This window comes from Amycolatopsis sp. GA6-003, from assembly GCF_046267895.1.
Classification (GTDB): Bacteria; Actinomycetota; Actinomycetes; order Mycobacteriales; family Pseudonocardiaceae; genus Amycolatopsis.
Window position 1 is genome coordinate 4,236,219 of the sequence record NZ_CP176499.1, and the last position, 19,047, is coordinate 4,255,265.

The following is a 19,047-nucleotide window of genomic DNA, read 5'->3' on the forward strand; positions in this document are numbered from 1 at the left end:
ACCCGGCTCGATCCGCCCAGCCACCGCCCCCGACCACGCCGTCAGCCAGACCGCCGATGCGCTGCCCAAACCGCCTCCGCCGCGGCCCGCCAGGTGAACGTCCGTGCCCGCTCCCGGCCGAGTTTCGACAGCTCCGCCGCCTTGTCCGGCGACCGCAGCACCTCTTTCAGCGCCCACGCCAGCGCGTCCGCGTCGCCGCGCGGCACCACCAAGCCCGCTCCGCCGGAGACCTCCACCAGCGCCGGGACGTCCGTGTGCACCACCGGCACCCCGATCGCCATCGCTTCCAGCAGCGGCAGCCCGAAGCCCTCGGCGAGGCTCGGCATCGCCAGCACACTCGCCCCGCGCAGCGCCGTCGCCAGTTGCGCGTCGGTCACTTTCCCCAGTACCCGCACCGATTTCAGGCCGCGGTCGGCCGCCAGCCGCACCGGGTCGATGCCGCCCCAGCCGGGCTGACCTGCCAGCACCAGGCCGACGTCGCCGACCTCGTCCGTGCCGTCGAGCTGCGCCACCGCGTCGACCAGCACGTCCATGCCCTTGCGCGGTTCGATCGTCCCGACCGCCAGCACGTACCGCGACGGCAGGTCAAGCTCAGCGGTCCCCTCCGGCACCGTCACCCCGTGCGGCACGACGCGCACCGGAACGTCCACGTCCAGCAGCACCGCCAACTCGTCGGCGACCGCCCGAGTCGGCACGATCAGCCCGGACGACCGCCGCGCCGCTCGCGCGATCATCGACCGGTGCCAGCTGACGCCGCGCGCGGTCAGGGTCTCCGGATGCGTCCACGGCACCGTGTCGTGCACCGTGACGGTCAGTGTTCGTCCGGCCGGGGCACGGGGCGGCGCGAACGGGGTCGGCGCGTGCACGGCCGCACCACCCGGCCACCAGCGCAGGCCCAGCTGCCACAGCGCGACCAGCGCCCTCGGCGGCAACGGCAGCACGCGCGGCCCCTCGACGCCCTCGATCCGGGCCGCGGAGACGTCCGCGTGCCGCGCGACCACGCTGGACACGGTCCAGCCGGGCGGCGCGGTGCGGGCGAGCGCGGGCAGCAGTTCGGCGGTATACCGGCCGGTGCCACCCGGAACGGGGGCGAGCAGCTGCTCGGCGATCACGACCAGTTCGGGCACGCCGCTATTCTCTCGCAGGTGACCAGCGCGGAATCCGGCACCACCGTCGTCGTGGTGACCTGGCGTGGGGAAGACCACCTCGCCGCGTGCCTCGACGCGCTCGCCGCCCAGGACCGTCCACATCGGACACTCGTGGTGGACAACGCCTCAACCGACGGCACCGCAAGGATTCTCGCCGCGCACCCCAGCCGTCCCGAGGTGCTCCGGCTGCGCCGCAACACCGGATACGCCGGCGCGATGGCCCATGCCCTCGACCGGATCGAGACCCCGCGCGTCGCCTGGCTCAACGACGACGCCGCACCCGAACCGGACTGGCTCGCCAACCTCGAGGACGCCCTCGACGCCCAGCCGCTCGCCGCCGCCGTCACCTCCCGGCTCGAACTGCCCGACGGCAGCACGCAGTCCACCGGCGTCCGGCTCACCGCCGACGGCCACGGCGCCGACCTCACCGAACCCAGCGACGAGGTGTTCGGCTTCTGCGGCGGTGCCGCCTTGCTGCGCACCGACGCCGTGCGCGCGGTCGGCGGGGTTCCGGCGAGCTTCTTCTGTTACTACGAGGACACCGACACCGCGTGGCGGCTGCGGCTGGCCGGATGGCACGTCGCCGCCGCGCCGAAGGCACGCGTCCAGCACCTGCACGGGGCCAGCACGAAGCCGGGTTCACCGCGATTTCACCGCTGGAACGAACGCAACCGGTTGCTCATGCTGCTGCGCTGCGCCCCCGCCGCCGTCGCGGTCCGCGAGCTGGCCCGCTTCACCGCGCTCACCGCGGTGCTTCCGCTGCGCCGGCGCCGTCCGGACGCGGCGAACTTCGACCCGGCGCTGCGGCTGCGGGTGCTGGCGGAGGTCGTTCTCCGGCTCCCCCGCACGCTGCGGGAACGCGGTCGCGTAAGCCGGATCTCGGCGCTGGGCCGAGGCGCGATCTGGGATGCCTGGGCTGGCCTTTAAGCTGGGCGGAAATTCGACGGAGGAGCTCGTCTTGGCAGTGGGGGACCCGCAACCGCTCGTCTCGGTAATCGTGGTGAATTACCGCGGCGCCGACGACACCATCACCTGCCTGCGGGCGCTGCGAACCGACCTGGACTACGCGAATGTCGAGCTGATCTGCGTCGACAACGCTTCCGGCGGCGACGACGCGGCCCGCATCCGCGCCGCGGTGCCCGACGTGCGGCTCATCGAATCGCCGGTCAACACCGGATTCGCGGGCGGCTGCAACCTCGGGGCGCACCACGCGAACGGCACCGTCCTCGGCTTCCTCAACAACGACGCGCGGCCCGCTCCGGCGTGGGTTTCGGCGGCCGTCGCCGAGCTGCGCGCGCAGCCGACCGTCGCCGCGGTGGCGAGCAAGGTCCTCGACTGGGACGGCACCGGCACCGACTTCGTGGACGCGGGTCTGACCTGGTTCGGCATGGGCTACAAACGCCACGCGGGCAGCCCGCTCGCGGACGTGCCCGAAGCCGAGCACGACGTCGCCAAGGACGTCCTCTTCGGCACTGGCTCGGCGCTGTTCGTCCGCGCGTCGGTGTTCGCTGAACTCGGCGGTTTCGACGAGCGCTTCTTCATGTTCTACGAGGACGTCGACCTCGGCTGGCGGCTGAACCTGCGCGGCTGGCGCGTCCGCTACGTGCCGGAATCGCTCACTTACCACCGCCACCACGGCACCATGGCCGCCGTCGACGCGCCGGACACCGGCCGCGAGACCTTCCTGCTGGAACGCAACGCGCTGGCCGCGCTGTACAAAAACCTCTCCGACGAATCCCTGGCGCGCGCCCTCCCCGCGGCGCTCGCGCTGGCCGTCCGCCGGGCGACCGCGCGCGGCGGCATCGACCCGGATCAGCTGGACCTGGAGAAGGGCGTCGGCCCAGTCGACACCTCGGATATCTCGGTCCCGCGCACCACGCTCGCCGGAGTGCTGGCGGTGGACCGGTTCGTGGAGATGATGCCTTCGCTGGCGGAGTCCCGGGCGGTCGAGCAGGCCGCGCGCGTGCGTACCGATGCCGACCTGCTTCCCTTGCTGCGCAAGGCACTCGAGCCCGCGTACCCGCTGCCGGACTACCTGCGGGCGCACGAAATCCTCGTCGAGGCGTTCGGCATCAAGGACGTCTTCGGACAGCGGCGCAAGATCCTCGTCCTGACCGGCGATTCGATCACCGAGCGGATGGCGGGCCCGGCGATCCGGGCGTGGAACATCACCTCGACGCTGTCGGCCGAGCACGACGTGCACCTCATCACCACCAACCCGCTGGTCTCGCCGCCGCCCGCGCCCTTCCAGGTCAGCTCGGGCAAACACCGCGACCTCGACGGCCCGATCGAATGGGCCGACGTCGTGATCCTGCAGGGCCACGTGCTGGAGCTGGCGCCGTCGCTGAAGAAGCAGCACGAGCACAAGATCGTGGTCGCGGACGTGTACGACCCGATGCACCTGGAGCTGCTGGAACAGGGCAAGGACGCCCCCGACGACCAGCGCGCGCTCGACCTCGCCGGGGTCACCCGCGTCCTCGACGCCCAGCTGGAACGCGCCGATTTCTTCCTGTGCGCCTCGGAACGCCAGCGCCATTTCTGGCTGGGCCACCTCGCCGCGCTCGGCCGGTTGTCCCCTCGGCTCTACGACGCGGACCCGACCACCCAGTCGCTGCTCGCCGTCGTCCCGTTCGGCCTCTCCCCGCAAGCCCCGGCGCGCACCGGCCCCGGCCTGCGTTCCGCGCTGGGCATCGGCGAATCCGACCGCGTCGTGCTGTGGGCGGGCGGCGTCTACAGCTGGTTCGACCCGCTGACCCTGATCCGCGCCTTCGACCTGCTCCGCCACCGCCGCGACGACGCCCGTCTCGTGTTCCTCGGCATGAAGCACCCGAACCCCGAGGTCGCCGAGATGGACATCGGCGCCCGGACGATCCGGCTCGCGGATTCGCTGGGCCTCACCGACAAGAACGTTTTCTTCAACGAACAATGGGTCCCGTATTCGGAGCGGCAGAACTGGCTGCTCGACGCGGACTGCGGGGTGACGACGCATTACGAACACGTCGAGACGACTTTCGCTTTCCGCACCCGGGTTCTCGACTACCTGTGGGCCGGATTGCCGATCGTGACGACGGACGGGGACGCATTCGCCGACCTGGTCCGCGCGGAAGGCCTGGGCGTGGTCGTCCCCGCCGAAGACGCCGGCGCGCTGGCGGACGCACTGGAAAAGTCGTTGTACGACAGGGAATTCGCCGACGCCTGTGTCGAACGAATCCGGGTCGTCGCACAGCGGTACGCCTGGCCGGAGGCGCTGAAGCCGCTGGTGGAGTTCTGCCGCAACCCGCGCCCGGCCGCGGACCGGCTGCCGGGGAGTGCGGACCTGACCGTCAGCGAACCAGTGCGCGGCACCGCGATGGTCCGGCGGGATTTGGCCCTGGTACGGGAGTATCTCGCCGCTGGCGGCCCCGGCGAGCTGGCGAGACGAGCGGCGGGGCGGGTCACGAAGGTGGCGCGGGAGCGGTTGCGCCGTGGCTGACCGTCCGCTGCGCGTCCTGCTAGACGGCACTCCCCTGCTCGGTTCCCGGACCGGAATCGGCCGGTACACCGCCGCGCTGAGCGAAGAGCTGGCTTCCCTGTCCGAAGTGGACCTTCGCGCGGTCGCGTTCACCTTGCGGGGCTGGCGAAAACTGCGTCATGTGTTGCCGCATGGAGTGCAGGCGCGGGGAATGCCGGTTTCGGCGAGGCTGTTGCGGGCTACCTGGCTGCGCACCCAGCTGCCGCCAGTCGAATTGTTCGCCGGGCCGACCGATGTCGTACACGGCACGAACTTCGTCCTCCCCGGCCGCCTCCGCGCCGCCGGAGTTCTGACGATTCACGACCTGGCTTTCCTTGACGCCCCGCAGGAACTGGCCCACTCCGACCGGACGCTGCCGGAACTGGTCCGCCGGGGTGCACACCGGGCGAACGTCATCTGCACCCCCACCGAGGCGGTCGCGGACTCGGTCGCGGAAAAGCTGGACGTCGACCGGGCGAAGATCATCGCCACTCCGCTCGGGGTGAATCCGGCTTGGTTCACCGCCCGCCCGCCGGACGACGGGGTGCGGGCGAAGCTGCGGTTGCCGGACAAGTACCTGCTGTTCGCCGGTGCTGCCGGGCCGCGCAAGGGCTTGGACTGGCTGGCGGCCGCCCATGCCGCCGCGCCGGATCTGCCGCCGCTGGTATTCGCGGGTCCCGGTCCGTTCCCGAGGCTGCCGAGGTCCGGACAGACCGGCTATCTGTCCGATGTGGACCTTCGGACGGTAGTGGCCGGTGCCGCTGCCCTGGTTCTCCCGTCCAGGGACGAAGGCTTCGGACTGCCCGTGCTGGAAGCAATGGCGTCGGATGTTCCCGTCGTCTGCACCGACATCCCCGCCCTGCGCGAAGTAGCGGGAGACTGCGCCACGCTGGTCCCCTACGACGACGTAGCCGGCCTGGCCGAAGCACTCCGCCAAGCCGTCACCGACCCGCACGGCCTGGCGACGTCCACCGCCCGCAGAACCCACGCGGCGAGCTTCACCTGGCACAACACGGCGTTGCGCACTCTGGACGCATACCGGCAGGCAACCGAGTCTTAAGCCGGAGAATGCCGCTGGGGCATTCTCCGGTCAGCCGTGGAGATACGAGGTCAAGGCCGTCCGCCACTCCCGCAGCGGAGTCAGTCCCGCGTCCCGCCAAGAAGCGTTGGAAAGCAACGAGTAAGCGGGACGAGCGGCCGGACGCGGGAATTCCGCGGTGGTGCACGGCTTGACCCGGTCCGGATCCGCGCCGAGCTCCTCGAAAATGGCGCGGGCGAATCCGTACCAGGAAGTCTCGCCGCCGCCGGTGCAGTGCAAAACCTTCCCCGCGGGCCCCCGGCCGGCGGCAACCGCTCCGGCAAGCTCCCAGAGCCCCCGAGCCAGATCAGCCGACCAGGTAGGCGCTCCCACCTGGTCGTCCACCACGGACAGCTCATCCCGCTCCGACTCCAGCCGCCGCATGGTCTCGACGAAATTGGCCCCGGTTTTCCCGTAAACCCAGCTGGTCCGCACCACCCAAGCCGACGCGCCCGACCCGAGTACCGCATCCTCTCCCGCGGCCTTGGTCCGCCCGTAAGCATTCTTCGGCCCCAGAGCGTCATCCACTTCATAGGGCCGATCCCCGTCGCCGGGAAAAACGTAATCCGTGGAGAGGTGAATCAACGGCACGCGTCGCGAAGTACAAGCCGCCGCCAACACTCGCGGCCCGTCGACATTCACCGCGAACGCCCGTGCCTCGTCCGATTCCGCGGCGTCGACCGCCGTATAAGCCGCGGCGTTGATCACCACCGGAACCGCACCGGCAGCCGCGGCCCGCTCGGCCAGCTCCCCGACCGCGGCGATCACCTGGCCCGTCGCCGTGACGTCCAGTTCCGCCGACGAAGGCGCCAGCACCTCCGTTTCCGGGCCCGCGGTGTTCACCAGGTCCCGGCCGAGCTGGCCGGAACCGCCGGGAACGAGCACTGCCAGCCGCACCGGCGTACCTCCCTACTGCGACTACTTCGACTACTGCGACAAGGGTTTCAGGACGTGCCGAGCGCGGCGCGGGCCTTCAGCGGCTCCCACCACGCGCGGTTGTCGGCATACCAGCGCACCGTCTCCGCCAGACCGTCCTCGAACGACACCCGCGGAGCGTAACCGAGTTCGCCGCTGATCTTCGTGATGTCGACCGAGTACCGCCGGTCGTGGCCCTTGCGGTCGGCCACCGGTTCGACCATTTCCCAGCCGGCGCCGACCGCCGCGAGCAGGCGTTCGGTCAGCTCCCGGTTGGTCAGTTCGGTGCCGCCGCCGATGTTGTAGATCTCGCCGGGGCGGCCGCCGTCGGCGACCAGCTGGATTCCGTGGCAGTGGTCGTCCACGTGCAGCCAGTCCCGGATGTTCAGACCATCGCCGTAGAGCGGGACTTTCCTGCCGTCCAGCAGGTTCGTCGCGAAGAGCGGGATGACCTTCTCCGGGAACTGGTACGGGCCGTAGTTGTTCGAGCACCGCGTGACGCACACCGGCAGTCCGTGCGTCCGGAAGTACGAGCGGGCGATCAGATCCGACGACGCCTTCGAAGCCGAGTACGGCGAATTCGGCTCCAGTACGTGGTCTTCCGACCACGAACCGTCCTGGATGGACCCGTACACCTCGTCCGTCGAGACGTGCACGAACTTCCCGACCCGCGCCTCCAGCGCGGCCTGCAGCAAGGTCTGCGTGCCGAGCACGTTGGTGAGCACGAAGTCCGCCGACCCGAGGATCGAGCGGTCCACATGGGACTCCGCGGCGAAGTGCACGACCAGATCGACGCCGGTCATCAGCTCGGCGACCTGTGCGGCGTCGCAGATGTCGCCGCGCACGAAACGCAGCCGCGGGCTGTCCGCGACCGGCGCGAGGTTCGCCTCGTTGCCCGCGTAAGTGAGCTTGTCCAGCACCACGACCTCGGCGTCGGCCAGGGTCGGATACGCCCCCGACAACACCTGGCGCACGTAGTGCGAACCGATGAACCCGGCACCGCCGGTGACCAGGACCCGCATCCCTCATCCACCCTTCCGCCCGACCGGGCAATCTCGCCACCAGCCTACGGGTGGCTTACCTGAGGCTCGGTAGAGTTCGGCAAAGCGCGAAACGCGCTGGGCATCCTGGGGAGGAACAAGTGGCCGAATGGCCGGGGACGCCGCTGCCGGCGCACCGCGGTCGCGGCGCGGTCGTCGTGCTGCGGCGCGGCGGGAAAATCCTGCTGTCCGTCGTGTCCGTGGTCGTGCTGGCGCTGACCTGGTACGGCTGGCAGTTCATCGGCGACCCGCGGGCTGGCTTCTCCACCACGGCGATCTTCGGCGAGCAGGAAGCGCACGCGAAACCGCTCGACGGCGCGATCGACATCCTCCTGGTCGGCCAGGACAGCCGCACCGACGCGCAGGGCAATCCGCTGCCCCGCGAGGTGCTCGACATGCTGCACGCCGGCGAATCGGACGGCGAAAAGCAGACCGACACGATGATTCTCGTGCACATCCCGCAGAACGGGGAGCACGCGATCGCCATCTCCTTCCCGCGCGACTCCTACGTCGAGATCACCGGCGGCTTCGGCAAGCACAAGCTGAACAGCGCGTACGTCTACGCCTACAACGACACCGCCAAGACGCTGCAGGCCAAGGGCAACGCCGACCTCAAGGACGTCGACGAGAAAGCCAAGCTCGCCGGGCGCAAGAACCTCGTCGCGACGCTCGAGAAGTTCATCGGCAAACCGGGCATGATCGACCGCTACGCCGAGGTGAACCTGGCCAGCTTCTACGAGGTCACGAAGGCCATCGGCGGCGTGCAGGTGTGCCTCAAGAACCCGGTCAAGGAAAAGAAGTCGGGCGTCGACCTGCCCGCCGGGAAGCAGACCATCGAGGGCGTGCAGGCGCTCGCGTTCGTCCGGCAGCGCTACGGACTGCAGAACGGCGACCTCGACCGGATCGCGCGCCAGCAGGCGTTCCTGTCCGGGCTGGCGAACAAGGTGCTCTCGTCCGAGGTGCTGGCCAACCCGGTGCGGATCGCGGAGCTCATCGAGGCGGTGAAGAAGTCCGTGGTGCTGTCCTCGGGCTGGGACCTGTCCGAGTTCGCCGCCCAGATGCGCGGGCTGACCGGCGGAAACGTCGAATTCCACACCATCCCCACCGAGGGCAACGCGGTCATCGGCGGCGCGGACGTGCTGCGCGTCGACCCGGCGAAGGTCCGCGCCGAGGTCAACCGGCTGACCTCGGACGGCAGCGCCCCGCCGCCCAGCGACGCGCCGTTGCCCGGAGCCGGCCAGGTCACCGTCGAACTGTTCGACGGCTCCGGTTCGGGCGCCGCCGAGCAGCTGCGGGGCCTGTTGCAGGGCAAGGGTTTCCAGCTCGGCACGAGCACGAAGCTGTCCACCCGCTCCACGACCGTGCTGCGCTACCACCCGTCGGACGAGACCGCCGCCGACCTGGTCCGCCAAGCCCTCGGCGGCAGCGCACAGGCCGAGCCGGACGCCGACGTCGCCGCCGGGCACGTCCGGGTAATCCTCGGCAAGGACGCGCGGGACACCGCCGCAGCGTCGGCCACGACGTCCTCGGCTCCCCCGGCGACTCCGACGACCCCTTCGGCCCCGCCCTCGTCCGGGCCGTCCGGGCCGCCTTCGTCCAGCCCCTCGAACTCACCCGCGCCGCTCATCACGGCGGGCGATGTTCCCTGCGTCAACTAGAGTCGAGCACCCAGCGTGGTGGCGCGCCGCAGGCCGTACGCTGGTGAGCGGGGAGGTAGCCGGGGTGAGCGAAAACCAGGACAAACCGGACCGGACGGCGGATTCCGCCGACAGTCCGGCGGTTTCCGACGCCTCGAACCGGGGATCCGACGGAAAGCCGGAGCCGAAGCACGCCGCCGCCGAGCCCGCTGCCGCCGAGGAAACCGAGCCGGCCGCCGAGACCGAGGCAGAGCCGGTAACCGAGGGTGCCGCCGCCGAGGAAACCGACGCCGAGCCGGCAACCCAGAGTGCCGCCGCCGAGGAAACCGACGCCGAGCCGGCAACCCAGAGTGCCGCCGCCGAGGACGAGGCCGCTTCCGAGTGGAAACCCTCGCCGCACCCGCGCGTCGACCTCCCCCAGCCGTCGAACCCGGCGCCGCCGGAACCGCGGCGCCGCACGGGCCGGGTCGCCCGGGTCACCCGTCGCGTCGCGATCGGCCTCGTCTCGCTGCTCGCGCTGAGCGGGACGGGCTACGCGTACGTCACCAAGGACAAGCTGCAGGACAACGTCGCGACCGCCGACGTCCTCACGCCGCGCGAGGGAGAGCCCCCGGCCCCGCCCGCCGACGACGGCGGCACCGACATCCTGCTCGTCGGCAGCGACGCGCGCACCGACCAGCAGGGCAACCCGCTGCCGCTGAGCATGCTGAAGTCGCTGCGCACCGAGGACAAGGCCGGGATCAACACCGACACCATCATCCTGCTGCGGATCCCGAAGAACGGCGGCAAGGCGTCCGCGGTGTCGATCCCGCGCGACAGCTGGGTCGACGTGCCGGGCCGTGGCAAAGCGAAGATCAACTCCGCGTACGGCGTGGCCAAGGCGCACGCCGAGCAGGAAGAACGCGCGCGGGGCGAGCACGACCAGGCAAAGATCGCGCGCGATTCGGACGCCGCCGGGCGGCGGGCGCTGGTCCAGACCGTGCAGGACCTCACCCAGGCCCGCATCGACCACTACGCCGAGGTCAACCTGCTCGGGTTCTACCTGATCACCGAGGCCGTCGGCGGCGTGCCGGTGTGCCTCAACCACGCGACGTCGGACAAGGACTCCGGGGCGAACTTCCGCCGCGGCGTGCAGACCGTGAGCGGCGGCGAGGCGCTGTCGTTCGTGCGCCAGCGCAAGAACCTGCCGAACGGCGACCTCGACCGGATCAAGCGGCAGCAGGCGTTCCTGTCCTCGGCGCTGCGCAAGGTGCTGTCCGCGGGCACGCTCACCAACCCGAGCACGCTGAACAGCCTGATGGACGCGGTGCACCGGTCGTTCGTGCTGGACGACAGCCTCGACGTGCTCGAATTCGCCCAGCAGGTCAAGGGCGTCGCGTCCGGCGACCTGACCTTCGCGACGATCCCGGTGATCACCACGAACGGCCGCAGCGAGGACGGGCAGAGCATCGTCGAGATCGACCCGGCCGCGGTGCAGAAGTTCGTGGCCGGACTGGCCGGACGCAGCGCTCCGGCGGGCACCGGAGGCGGCGGCGCGGCGGCCGGAGCGGTGCCCCAGGGCCTGGATTCCGGAATCCCGGGCGTGCCCTGCGTCGACTGACGCCGCGACTAACCTGGGCGCATGAGCCTCACCGAGCAGCTGCTGCGCCCGCTTCTGGCCTCTCCGGCGAAACCGCTGATCACGCACTACGACGACCGGCTCGGCAGCCGCGTCGAACTGTCCGTGGCGACTACGCAGAACTGGGCCGCGAAAACGGCGAACTGGCTGGTCGACGAGTTCGACGTGGAGCCGGGCGACGCCGTCGCGGTGCGGCTGCCCGCGCACTGGCAGACCGTGGGCGTGCTGCTCGGCGCGTGGTGGTGCGGGGCCCGCGTGGTCGCCGAGACCGAAGGCGCGCGGGTGGTGTTCACCAGCCCGGACGAGGAGATCGACGCCCCGGCCGTCGCGGTGGTGTCGCTCGACCCGATGGGCCGCGGCCTGTCGACCCCGCCGTCCGGCGGAGCGCTCGACTACCTCACCGAGGCGCGGATGTCCGGCGACCAGTTCGTCCCGATGCAGCCGACCCCCGGCGACACGCCCGCTCTCGGTTCCTCCACAGTGGACGAAGTATGGGCGGAAGCCACTGCCCGCGCGGCAAAACTCGGCCTGACCGCGGCAGACCGAGTTCTGTCCACACTGGACTGGACGGTGCCGGACGGCGTACTGGACGGACTGCTCGTCCCGCTCGCCGCGAGCGCGCACCTGGTCCAGGTCACGAACGCCGACCCGGCGAAACTGCCCGCCCGCCGCGAGGCCGAGCGCACTACCGCCGACCTGACCGCGTGAGCAGCGGTTCTCCTCAGGCGTTCTGCAGTTCGGCCGCGCCCTGGCGACGACGCCGGAACAGCACGTGGTCCAGGGACAGCCGGCCGCCGTTGAAGCCCAGCGCCAGCGCGGTGAGGCCGAGCACCAGCACCAGTTCGTAGCCGCCCTCGCCGGTCAGGCCGTGCGCCGCGTGCACCGAGATCAGCGCGCCGGCCATGTTGATCGCGTAGCCGATGGCGACCACCGGCAGCAGGAAGCCGACGACGAACGCGATCGAGCCGAGCAGTTCGAGCACGATCACGAGGAACGCGGAGACGGTCGGCAGCGGGATGCCGATCTGGCTGAACATGTCGGCGGTCGCGCCCACGCCGCTGTTCCATTTCTGCAGGCCGTGGGCGAAGAACACCACCGCGATGCCGATCCGGCCGAGCAGCAGCGCGACGTCCTTGACTCGAGTCAACATGGAGACAGCTCCCCGATAGGTGAAAATTCAACTGACCCGGCCCACGGTAAGGCACTGAACACCGCCGCGGGGGTGTCAGCCAGTGATCGACAGGAAACCGACAGGCACCGAAAACTCGCTGTACACCGGGCCACGCCCGGCGGTACCGTGCCGCTGACCGCGGGTGTGCGCTGCTCGCGGCCGTGTTTTCGTGTTCCCGACCCGCGAGGAGTTCCGATGCGCCGACAGTCCGATCGACCCCAGTTCGGCCTGTCTCCCGCATCCGAGGACTTCCGCTCGCATGAAAGCACTGACCATCGGCATCCTGGCGCACATCGACGCAGGTAAAACCAGCCTCACCGAACGTCTGCTGTTCGAGACCGGCGTGATCGACCACGCCGGTCGCGTCGACGACGGCGACACCCAAACCGATTCGCTCGACCTCGAACGCCGGCGCGGCATCACGATCAAGTCCGCTGTCGTAGCGGTCAGCACGCCCGGCCACCGGCTCAGCCTCGTGGACACCCCCGGCCACCCGGATTTCATCGCCGAGGTCGAACGCGCTGTCGGCGTGCTCGACGGCGCGGTGCTCGTGGTGTCGGCGGTGGAAGGCGTGCAAGCCCAGACCCGCGTGCTGATGCGCACGCTCGTCCGGCTCGGCATTCCGGTGCTGGTGTTCGTGAACAAGATCGACCGCACCGGGGCGCGCGAGGCTTCCTTGCTGGAATCCTTGCGTACCAAGCTTTCCCCGCACTGTGTCGCGATGAGCACCGTGATGGACCTCGGCACCGCTGACGCACACCCGGTGCCGCTGCCCTTCGACGAACGACTCGCTGACGCACTGGCCGGAGACGACGCCTTCGTCGAGTCCTATGTGGCCGGTACCGCGTCCTCAGTGGATTACCGGGAAGCGTTGACCCGGCAGGTCGCCGCCGCCTCGGTGTATCCGGTCTTCTTCGGCTCCGCGGTCACCGGCGCCGGCGTTCGCGACCTCATCGCCGGGGTTTACGAACTGCTGCCGTCCCGCGAACGCCGCGGAGACGGACCGCTCGACGCCACCGTCTTCAAAATCGAACGCGGCCGTTCGGGCGAGAAAATCGCCTACGTGCGCATGTTTTCCGGCTCGCTCGCCGCACGGCGACCAGTACCGTTCCGACGGGTGGGCGCGGAAGGTGTCGGCCGCCCCTCCGCCGTACGGGTGTTCGAGCACGGCGCGAACCCGGTGCCCGGCGAGGCGCTGGCGGGAGATGTCGCACGGGTCTGGGGCCTGCCGGACATCCGGATCGGCGACCGGTTGGGCGAAAGCGCCGATCTTTCCCAGGACCGGTTCTTCGCCCCGCCGAGCCTGGAAACGCTGGTGTACCCGGCAAATCCGGACCAAACCAGCGCGCTGTACACCGCACTGACCCGGTTGTCCGAACAGGACCCATTGATCAGCATTCGCCGCCGCGACCAGGAAATCACCGTCCGCTTGTACGGCGAAGTGCAGAAGGAAGTAATCCGGACCACCCTTGCCGAAGAATTCGGCATTACCGCCGAATTCGAGGAATCGCGGCCGCTGCTGGTCGAGCGGCTGCACGGGACTGGACACCGCGTGCGCCACCCCGCCCCGGACGAGCGCGTGTTCTTCTGGGCCACCGTCGGCCTTCGCGTAGAACCGGGTCCGCCCGGTTCCGGCACCGACTACCGGTTGGAGGTCGAACTCGGCTCGCTGCCGCTTTCGTTCCACACGGCCATTGAGGACACCGTGCACGAGATCCTGCGCGAAGGCTTGCACGGCCGGGAAGTGATCGACTGCGTAGTCACCCTCACCGACACCGCGTTCTACCCGCCAGTCAGCACCGCCGGGGATTTCCGCGGCATGACCCGGTTAGTGCTGCAGGAAGCTCTTCGCCAGGCCGGAACCCGGGTGTACGAACCAGTTCACGCCTTCGAACTCGAAGCCCCGGCCTCCGCGGTCAGCGCGGTATTACGCAAACTCGTCGAACTGCGCGCAGTGCCCGGCGAGCCAATGCTCACCGGTGACCGGTGCACTGTGGACGGTCATCTCCCGGCCGCCTCGGCACACGAACTGGAACAGGCACTGCCCGCCCTCACCCAAGGCGAGGGCACGCTAGTCACGAATTTCGCCGAATACCGGCTCAAGCCGGGCGGCGGCGGGCCACGTCGAGTTCCGTCCAGCCGCCGTGGGCGGACAACAGCGTGAGAACGCGCTCCGCGAGGGCCGAAAACCGGCGCAGGTCCTCGTGGAGCGCCTTCGCGCGCGCCGAATCGAGCGGCGCGTGGTCGTCCCACCACAGGCACAGCACCGCGCTCGCGCACAGCACCAGCGGCTGAACGAGGTCGGTGAACTCCGCGGACGGTTCGGCCGTTTCCCGGCACGTGCGCTCGATTTCGTCGCACGCGTCGAGCAGCTCGCGCAGCGGACCCACCGCGCCGGACGGGGTGCCGTCCCACGACGCGGTGGGCCACGCGCGGTCGCTCAGCTCGAGCCAGAGCCGCCATCCGGCGACCAGCTCGGCCTCGTCGTGCGGCGTCCAGGTGTCGGGGAGCAGCCAGAACATGTCACCGACTGTGACAGCGGAGCCGGAGCCGGCACAACCGAGTCGGCGAAAGTGTTCGCGTTTGTACCCCGGCGCGGGGGTATCTCAGCTGATCACCGGGGGCACGAACACGCAATTCGGCTTCTTCGCGTGCTGCGGGTCGAGGGCGTTGAGCACCTCGCGCTGCGCGATCGGGTCGTAGGTGATGCCGAGGTGGTCGGTGTAGTCGAGCCCGCAGACGTCCTGCAGGACGAGGTTTTTCACGTTGGGCGCGGGCTTGAGGAAGGCGTTGGTGTACGGGGTGACCACGTCGTCGTACCTGGTCTGGATCACGGTGTAGTCGACGCCCGCGACCGTGTCGCCGCCCGCGTTGAGGTCTTTGAGGAAGGCGGACCCGGTGGACTGCTCGTTGCAGGCCGGGCAGGGAACGCCGAGGAGGTCGCGCGCGGGCGGGATCGCCTGGATCGCGGTCAGCAGCCCGAACAGGCTGGTGCCGTAATTGGACGGAGACAGCCCGATCAGTTTCCCGATCTTGCTGGCCCCGCCGAGGTACTTGATCCAGTACCGCGGGTTCATCCCGCCCTGCGAATGCCCGACGATGTCGAGCTTCGAGGCCCCGGTGGCCTGGAGGATCTTGTCCCCGAAGGTCGCGAGCTGGCCCGCGGTCCCCGCCACCGGCCCGACCGTCTGCAGGAACGCCCCCGGCGACCCGCCGAAGTTCCCGGCGAACACGCAGTACCCCTCGTCGGCGAGCCGCTGGGACAGGTTCGCCCAGTTCTCGTACGCGTTGGCCGTGGTGCCGTTGGACAGCAGCACCGGGTTCGGATGCTCCGCGGAGGGTTTGCAGCTCCAGTCGTTGGCCCCCGGCGGCGCGATCGTCGGCTGCGCGACCGAGTAGATCGCCGCGGCGATGATGTTCGGCTGCACCGGACCGGTCGGTTCTTTCCCGGTCGTCCCCGATGCCACCGCGGTCCCGCCGCCGAGCGCGACCACCGTCGCCGCCAGGAGGACCATGCCCCGTCCGAACGCGCGTACGCCCATTCCGTTTCACCTCTCTGTGAACCCGACGCCTTGGTTAACGCGGAACACGAGAAAGGGAAACGCGGTTACTGGTTTTTATCGCAAACTGACGAGTTTCCGGTTTACCGCATCGATCAAGGAGGCACGGTTTCCCGGGAAAACACTGATCTGCGCGTCGCCGTCCCGGCCGCTCTGGAAGGTCAGCACCCGCCCCCGCCCGCTGAGGTCGAGCACGGACAACGGCGAGCTGTACCTCCGCTCGCCCCGCCCGTCCCGGACCGCGGCGTGCAACTGATGCACCGCGTCCCGCGGCGCCCGCATCAGATACCGCAGCTCGTCCGCGTCGCCGCCCTCCTCCGCCAGCGGATCGGAACTGCCGCCCCCGTCGTAATACGCCCGGCTGACCCGCATCGCCCGAACCGCGGCGGGCGGGCATTCCGGCATCGCCATGACCAAACACGCGGCGAGCTCGTCCGGCGACACCGGGTCGAGCTGAACGAACTCCGCGTCAGTGATCAGCCGAACGGCTTCCGGTTTGGTCGCCGCGACGAGAATCGCGCCGTTGTCTTCCTGATGGGTGCCGAAGTCAGTCCACCCGTACACCTCATGCCGCGCGGTAGCGAGCAGTTTCAACGTGCCGCGCACTGCGGTTGCTGCCGTTTCTCCAAGCTGCGCAAGAAGATCCCGCGTCCGCTTCGCCCGCTCGGCCGCGCCTTTCTCGGTGAGGTACATCGGGGTGTCCTCGACCACCACCGGTGCTTTCCCGAGCTTTTCCTCGTGCCAAAGCGCCAAAAACACCGACCGCGGCATCCGCAGCGGTCTGTCGACGATCGTCATCGAGCCCCTCAACCACCAATCGTCGGAGGCGTAGGAGGCAACCCGGTACGGGGGTCGAGGGCCCGCTCGCCGTTCTCGTCGACGAGCGAGAACGCGGAGTCGTCTTCGATGCCGTACTTGCGCTGGTGTTCTTTGTCTTCTTCGGCTTTGCCTTTTCCACCGCCGGCCATGCCGCCCATCCCCGGGCTGCCCTTGGCACCAGCCGCGCCCTTCCCGGCTGCCGCGGCCCTAGCCCCTTCCTCGCCCGCACCAACCCCGGTGCCTGCTCCGGCTCCGACCCCGGTGCCGCCGCCGAGCCGCGCCGCGATCCCCCCGCTGCGTCCCGGGTTTTCGCCCCCTCCGCCGAACGGCCCAAACCCACCCGGCGTCGGAGCCCAGCCATTGCTGGTGCCGGACCCGCTGTTGCCGCCCCCAGCCCCAAAGGAAGCCGGAGCCGGCGGGGACCACTGCGGCCCTCGCTCAACCGACGGCGGAGTCCACCCAGACGTAGAAGTCCCGTCCGTGTCCCGCGCCCCTGGTGGCACCGTGACACTGCCCGGCGGGAACACCCCCGCACCAGGCCCGCCAGTAGCACCTGGCCCACCGGTGCCCGACCAACTCCCAGACCCACCGCCGGTCCCAGGCCCGCTCCCGAACCCGCTCCCGGTCCCGGGTCCACTCCCGACCCCGCCACTGGCCCCCGGCCCGCTGCCGACCCCAGGCCCGTTCCCAAGTCCCCCGCTGGCCCCCGGCCCGCTGTCGGTCCCCGGCCCCCGGTAAGCCTTCTCGTGCGACCCGTCCTTGCCGTTGACGTGATCGCCACCCGAATCGATCTTGAGATTCTGCCCGTCGAACCCAGCGACCTGACCGTAATTGCTATTCAGCCCCTGGCCATTGGTCTTGGCCTGATCAGCGTACTTCTGATACCGCTCGACGTTGTGATTGGCCGCAGCGTTGTACTCGTTGATCTGCTTCTCGGTGTCGGTGTCCCAGGGAGTCCCCTGATCCCAAAGATTCTTGTGCGGAGGCACCGGAGGCATGGCCTGCAAGGCGATCTTCATGTCGTTATAGCCATGCGTGGTGTCGACCAGCTTCTGCCCATTGACCACATAAGCCTGCGCGGAAGTAGACGAGGCGTCAGACAATGGCCTGAGCCGCGCCCGAGCCGCATCCGCACCGTCGCCAGTCCAGACAGATTCCAGCATGGTGGTGATCTGCTGCGCGTCGTCGCTGTTCTGGTGATGCTCCTGGATCATCTTCTGAACCGTGGAACTGCCACTGTCCCAAGAAGACGTCCCCGGCCCCTGCTGAACCTGCTGCACAATCACCGGAGCCGGAACAGCCTGATCGCCGAGGTTCCCGTGGTAGAAATCGGAAAACCAGTTCCCCGCGTCTTTGAGCCGATCGTTGACCCAGTCGTCCGCGTCACTGATCCGGTCGCCAATCCACTTGGCGCCTTCGCCGATGAAGTCGAAGAACCCCATGGGTCACGCACCGGCCTTCTGCTTCAGGTTGGTGACCACCATGTCCGCGACGATCGCCGCCGCCTCGCACGGGTCCTTCTTCCCGATCTGCGAATCGCCGAGCGAGACTGACGCATCAAATGTTTTCTGGTCGCTAATGCCAACAGTCACTTGACAGAATGACTTGATCGTTGCTTGCTGCTTATAAACCGAAGCAGCCACGGCCGGAAGGCCCTGGATAGGCGCGAGCGGACGCCAGATTGTCGCCTGTGGCTTTGTGTTCGCGTACGCCGCACTTAGCCCATCCGCCACCTTGGTCGAGTAGATCACCGTGGCCAATGAGCCGGTGTCCCGGTTGCCCCAGTGACACTCCGTCCCAAGCGCTGGGTTGTCAGCGTGTTCACCCTGTGTCGGCTTGCCGAGAAGGGTTTTTACTTGCTCCGGAGTAAGCGCACCATCACACGGATGCACGGCCAACACCGACTCCGGCAATGGATGCTCCACCTTCGGAGCACCCGCATACGGCAGGGCCTTGCCCGTCGCGGATGATGACGGCGGAGCGTTCGTCGCGCCAGGGACAGGGTTCGGCGCCGAACCGCCGGAGCACCCCGTCAGCAGCACAGCCGCCACGACGCTGACAACCGAGACCGAGAACCGCATCCTCATCCGAGCAACCCCTTGCCCTGATCGCTGTTGCCGACAGCCTTCACGTCCGCGGCCGCCTGACCGTCCGATTCGCTGACGATGCCCAACGCCTTCTCCAAGCGTCCGATCAGCTCCGACATGTACTGGTACATGGCGTCCAGCGAGTCTTTGCCCGCTGTGAAAGTGGTGACCGCCTGCTGGTTGAATCCCACACTTCCAGGGTCCGGCGACGGCGGAGTGAGCCTGGTCAGCGCTTGCGCATCCGGCTGCATCGCCACCACGTTCGCCCGGAGTCGCTTCGCCCGCTCGAGCAGCGAACGCGCCTCATCGGGGCTCAAGGTGAAACCAGCCCCCGACTTCACGGCAGATGCCACCGCGGCGGCGTCCGACACCCCCTGGGCGACGTTCATCGCCGCACCCACGACGGTGATCGGCAACCCGGTCAGCCACCCGGTGGTCTCTATCGCTTTCCCTGGACCGTTCTCAGCCATGCCCGCCCTCCCCT

17 protein-coding genes are annotated in these 19,047 nt (G+C 69.3%); 7 read left to right on the forward strand and 10 right to left on the reverse strand.

Translation table 11 applies throughout. The features are described 5' to 3' along the window. Positions 1-41: 41 nt before the first annotated feature. A complete protein-coding gene (locus tag F9C12_RS18665) occupies positions 42-1,127 on the reverse strand; it encodes a glycosyltransferase family 4 protein (RefSeq protein WP_409466725.1) in 1,086 nt (361 codons plus the stop codon). An 18-nt stretch (positions 1,128-1,145) separates the two neighbouring features. Between F9C12_RS18665 and F9C12_RS18670 the strand changes: the two genes are divergently transcribed. The 3 genes from F9C12_RS18670 to F9C12_RS18680 are packed head-to-tail and all read left to right on the forward strand — an operon-like array spanning position 1,146 to position 5,698. Next, positions 1,146-2,075, forward strand: coding sequence for a glycosyltransferase family 2 protein (locus F9C12_RS18670; RefSeq protein ID WP_409466726.1), 930 nt, complete (start codon positions 1,146-1,148; stop codon positions 2,073-2,075). 31 nt (positions 2,076-2,106) lie between these two features. Then, positions 2,107-4,620: a glycosyltransferase gene (locus F9C12_RS18675; RefSeq protein WP_409466727.1), complete on the forward strand. Its 2,514-nt coding sequence runs from the start codon at positions 2,107-2,109 to the stop codon at positions 4,618-4,620. Then, positions 4,613-5,698 carry a glycosyltransferase family 4 protein gene (locus F9C12_RS18680; protein WP_409466728.1) on the forward strand — a complete coding sequence of 362 codons (1,086 nt, stop codon included), beginning with the start codon at positions 4,613-4,615 and terminating at the stop codon, positions 5,696-5,698. Before F9C12_RS18675 ends, F9C12_RS18680 begins: the two co-directional genes overlap by 8 nt. A 30-nt stretch (positions 5,699-5,728) precedes the next feature. Here F9C12_RS18680 and rfbD read toward each other — a convergent pair whose 3' ends face one another. Both rfbD and rfbB read right to left on the reverse strand, forming a co-directional pair. Further along, positions 5,729-6,613 carry a dTDP-4-dehydrorhamnose reductase gene (rfbD, locus tag F9C12_RS18685; RefSeq protein ID WP_409466729.1) on the reverse strand — a complete coding sequence of 295 codons (885 nt, stop codon included), beginning with the start codon at positions 6,611-6,613 and terminating at the stop codon, positions 5,729-5,731. 47 nt (positions 6,614-6,660) lie between these two features. Beyond that, on the reverse strand, positions 6,661-7,653 hold the full coding sequence (rfbB, locus tag F9C12_RS18690) for a dTDP-glucose 4,6-dehydratase (protein WP_409183249.1): 993 nt from the start codon (positions 7,651-7,653) through the stop codon (positions 6,661-6,663). 119 nt (positions 7,654-7,772) lie between these two features. On the opposite strand from rfbB, the gene F9C12_RS18695 reads away from it, so the two are divergent. The 3 genes from F9C12_RS18695 (at position 7,773) to F9C12_RS18705 (ending at position 11,634) form a co-directional block, all read left to right on the forward strand. Next, complete coding sequence (locus F9C12_RS18695; RefSeq protein ID WP_409466730.1) at positions 7,773-9,329, forward strand: LCP family protein; 1,557 nt, start codon at positions 7,773-7,775, stop codon at positions 9,327-9,329. A gap of 64 nt (positions 9,330-9,393) precedes the next feature. Further along, complete coding sequence (locus F9C12_RS18700; protein ID WP_409466731.1) at positions 9,394-10,908, forward strand: LCP family protein; 1,515 nt, start codon at positions 9,394-9,396, stop codon at positions 10,906-10,908. Between the two features lie 21 nt (positions 10,909-10,929). Beyond that, positions 10,930-11,634, forward strand: coding sequence for a TIGR03089 family protein (locus tag F9C12_RS18705; protein ID WP_409466732.1), 705 nt, complete (start codon positions 10,930-10,932; stop codon positions 11,632-11,634). 13 nt (positions 11,635-11,647) lie between these two features. Here F9C12_RS18705 and F9C12_RS18710 read toward each other — a convergent pair whose 3' ends face one another. After that, positions 11,648-12,076, reverse strand: coding sequence for a DoxX family protein (locus F9C12_RS18710; RefSeq protein ID WP_409183253.1), 429 nt, complete (start codon positions 12,074-12,076; stop codon positions 11,648-11,650). 280 nt (positions 12,077-12,356) lie between these two features. Here F9C12_RS18710 and F9C12_RS18715 point away from each other — a divergent pair, with 280 nt between their 5' ends. After that, positions 12,357-14,261, forward strand: a complete 1,905-nt coding sequence (locus F9C12_RS18715; RefSeq protein ID WP_409183254.1) for a GTP-binding protein — start codon at positions 12,357-12,359, stop codon at positions 14,259-14,261. On the opposite strand, the gene F9C12_RS18720 is transcribed toward F9C12_RS18715, so the two are convergent. The 6 genes from F9C12_RS18720 to F9C12_RS18745 all read right to left on the reverse strand — a co-directional run bounded on the left by F9C12_RS18720 (position 14,197) and on the right by F9C12_RS18745 (position 19,033). Next, positions 14,197-14,619, reverse strand: coding sequence for a hypothetical protein (locus tag F9C12_RS18720; RefSeq protein ID WP_409183255.1), 423 nt, complete (start codon positions 14,617-14,619; stop codon positions 14,197-14,199). The two genes, F9C12_RS18715 and F9C12_RS18720, sit on opposite strands and share 65 nt — an antisense overlap. An 84-nt stretch (positions 14,620-14,703) precedes the next feature. After that, positions 14,704-15,639: an esterase/lipase family protein gene (locus tag F9C12_RS18725; RefSeq protein ID WP_409183256.1), complete on the reverse strand. Its 936-nt coding sequence runs from the start codon at positions 15,637-15,639 to the stop codon at positions 14,704-14,706. 75 nt (positions 15,640-15,714) lie between these two features. Further along, positions 15,715-16,455 (reverse strand): ESX secretion-associated protein EspG, encoded by a 741-nt coding sequence (locus tag F9C12_RS18730; protein WP_409466733.1) that lies wholly within the window; start codon positions 16,453-16,455, stop codon positions 15,715-15,717. Positions 16,456-16,463: 8 nt separating this feature from the next. Then, positions 16,464-17,918 (reverse strand): hypothetical protein, encoded by a 1,455-nt coding sequence (locus F9C12_RS18735; RefSeq protein ID WP_409466734.1) that lies wholly within the window; start codon positions 17,916-17,918, stop codon positions 16,464-16,466. A 3-nt stretch (positions 17,919-17,921) separates the two neighbouring features. Beyond that, a complete protein-coding gene (locus F9C12_RS18740; protein ID WP_409466735.1) occupies positions 17,922-18,563 on the reverse strand; it encodes a DUF3558 domain-containing protein in 642 nt (213 codons plus the stop codon). Continuing rightward, positions 18,560-19,033: a hypothetical protein gene (locus F9C12_RS18745; protein ID WP_409466736.1), complete on the reverse strand. Its 474-nt coding sequence runs from the start codon at positions 19,031-19,033 to the stop codon at positions 18,560-18,562. The genes F9C12_RS18740 and F9C12_RS18745 overlap by 4 nt, the downstream gene beginning before the upstream one ends. Between the last annotated feature and the right edge of the window lie 14 nt (positions 19,034-19,047).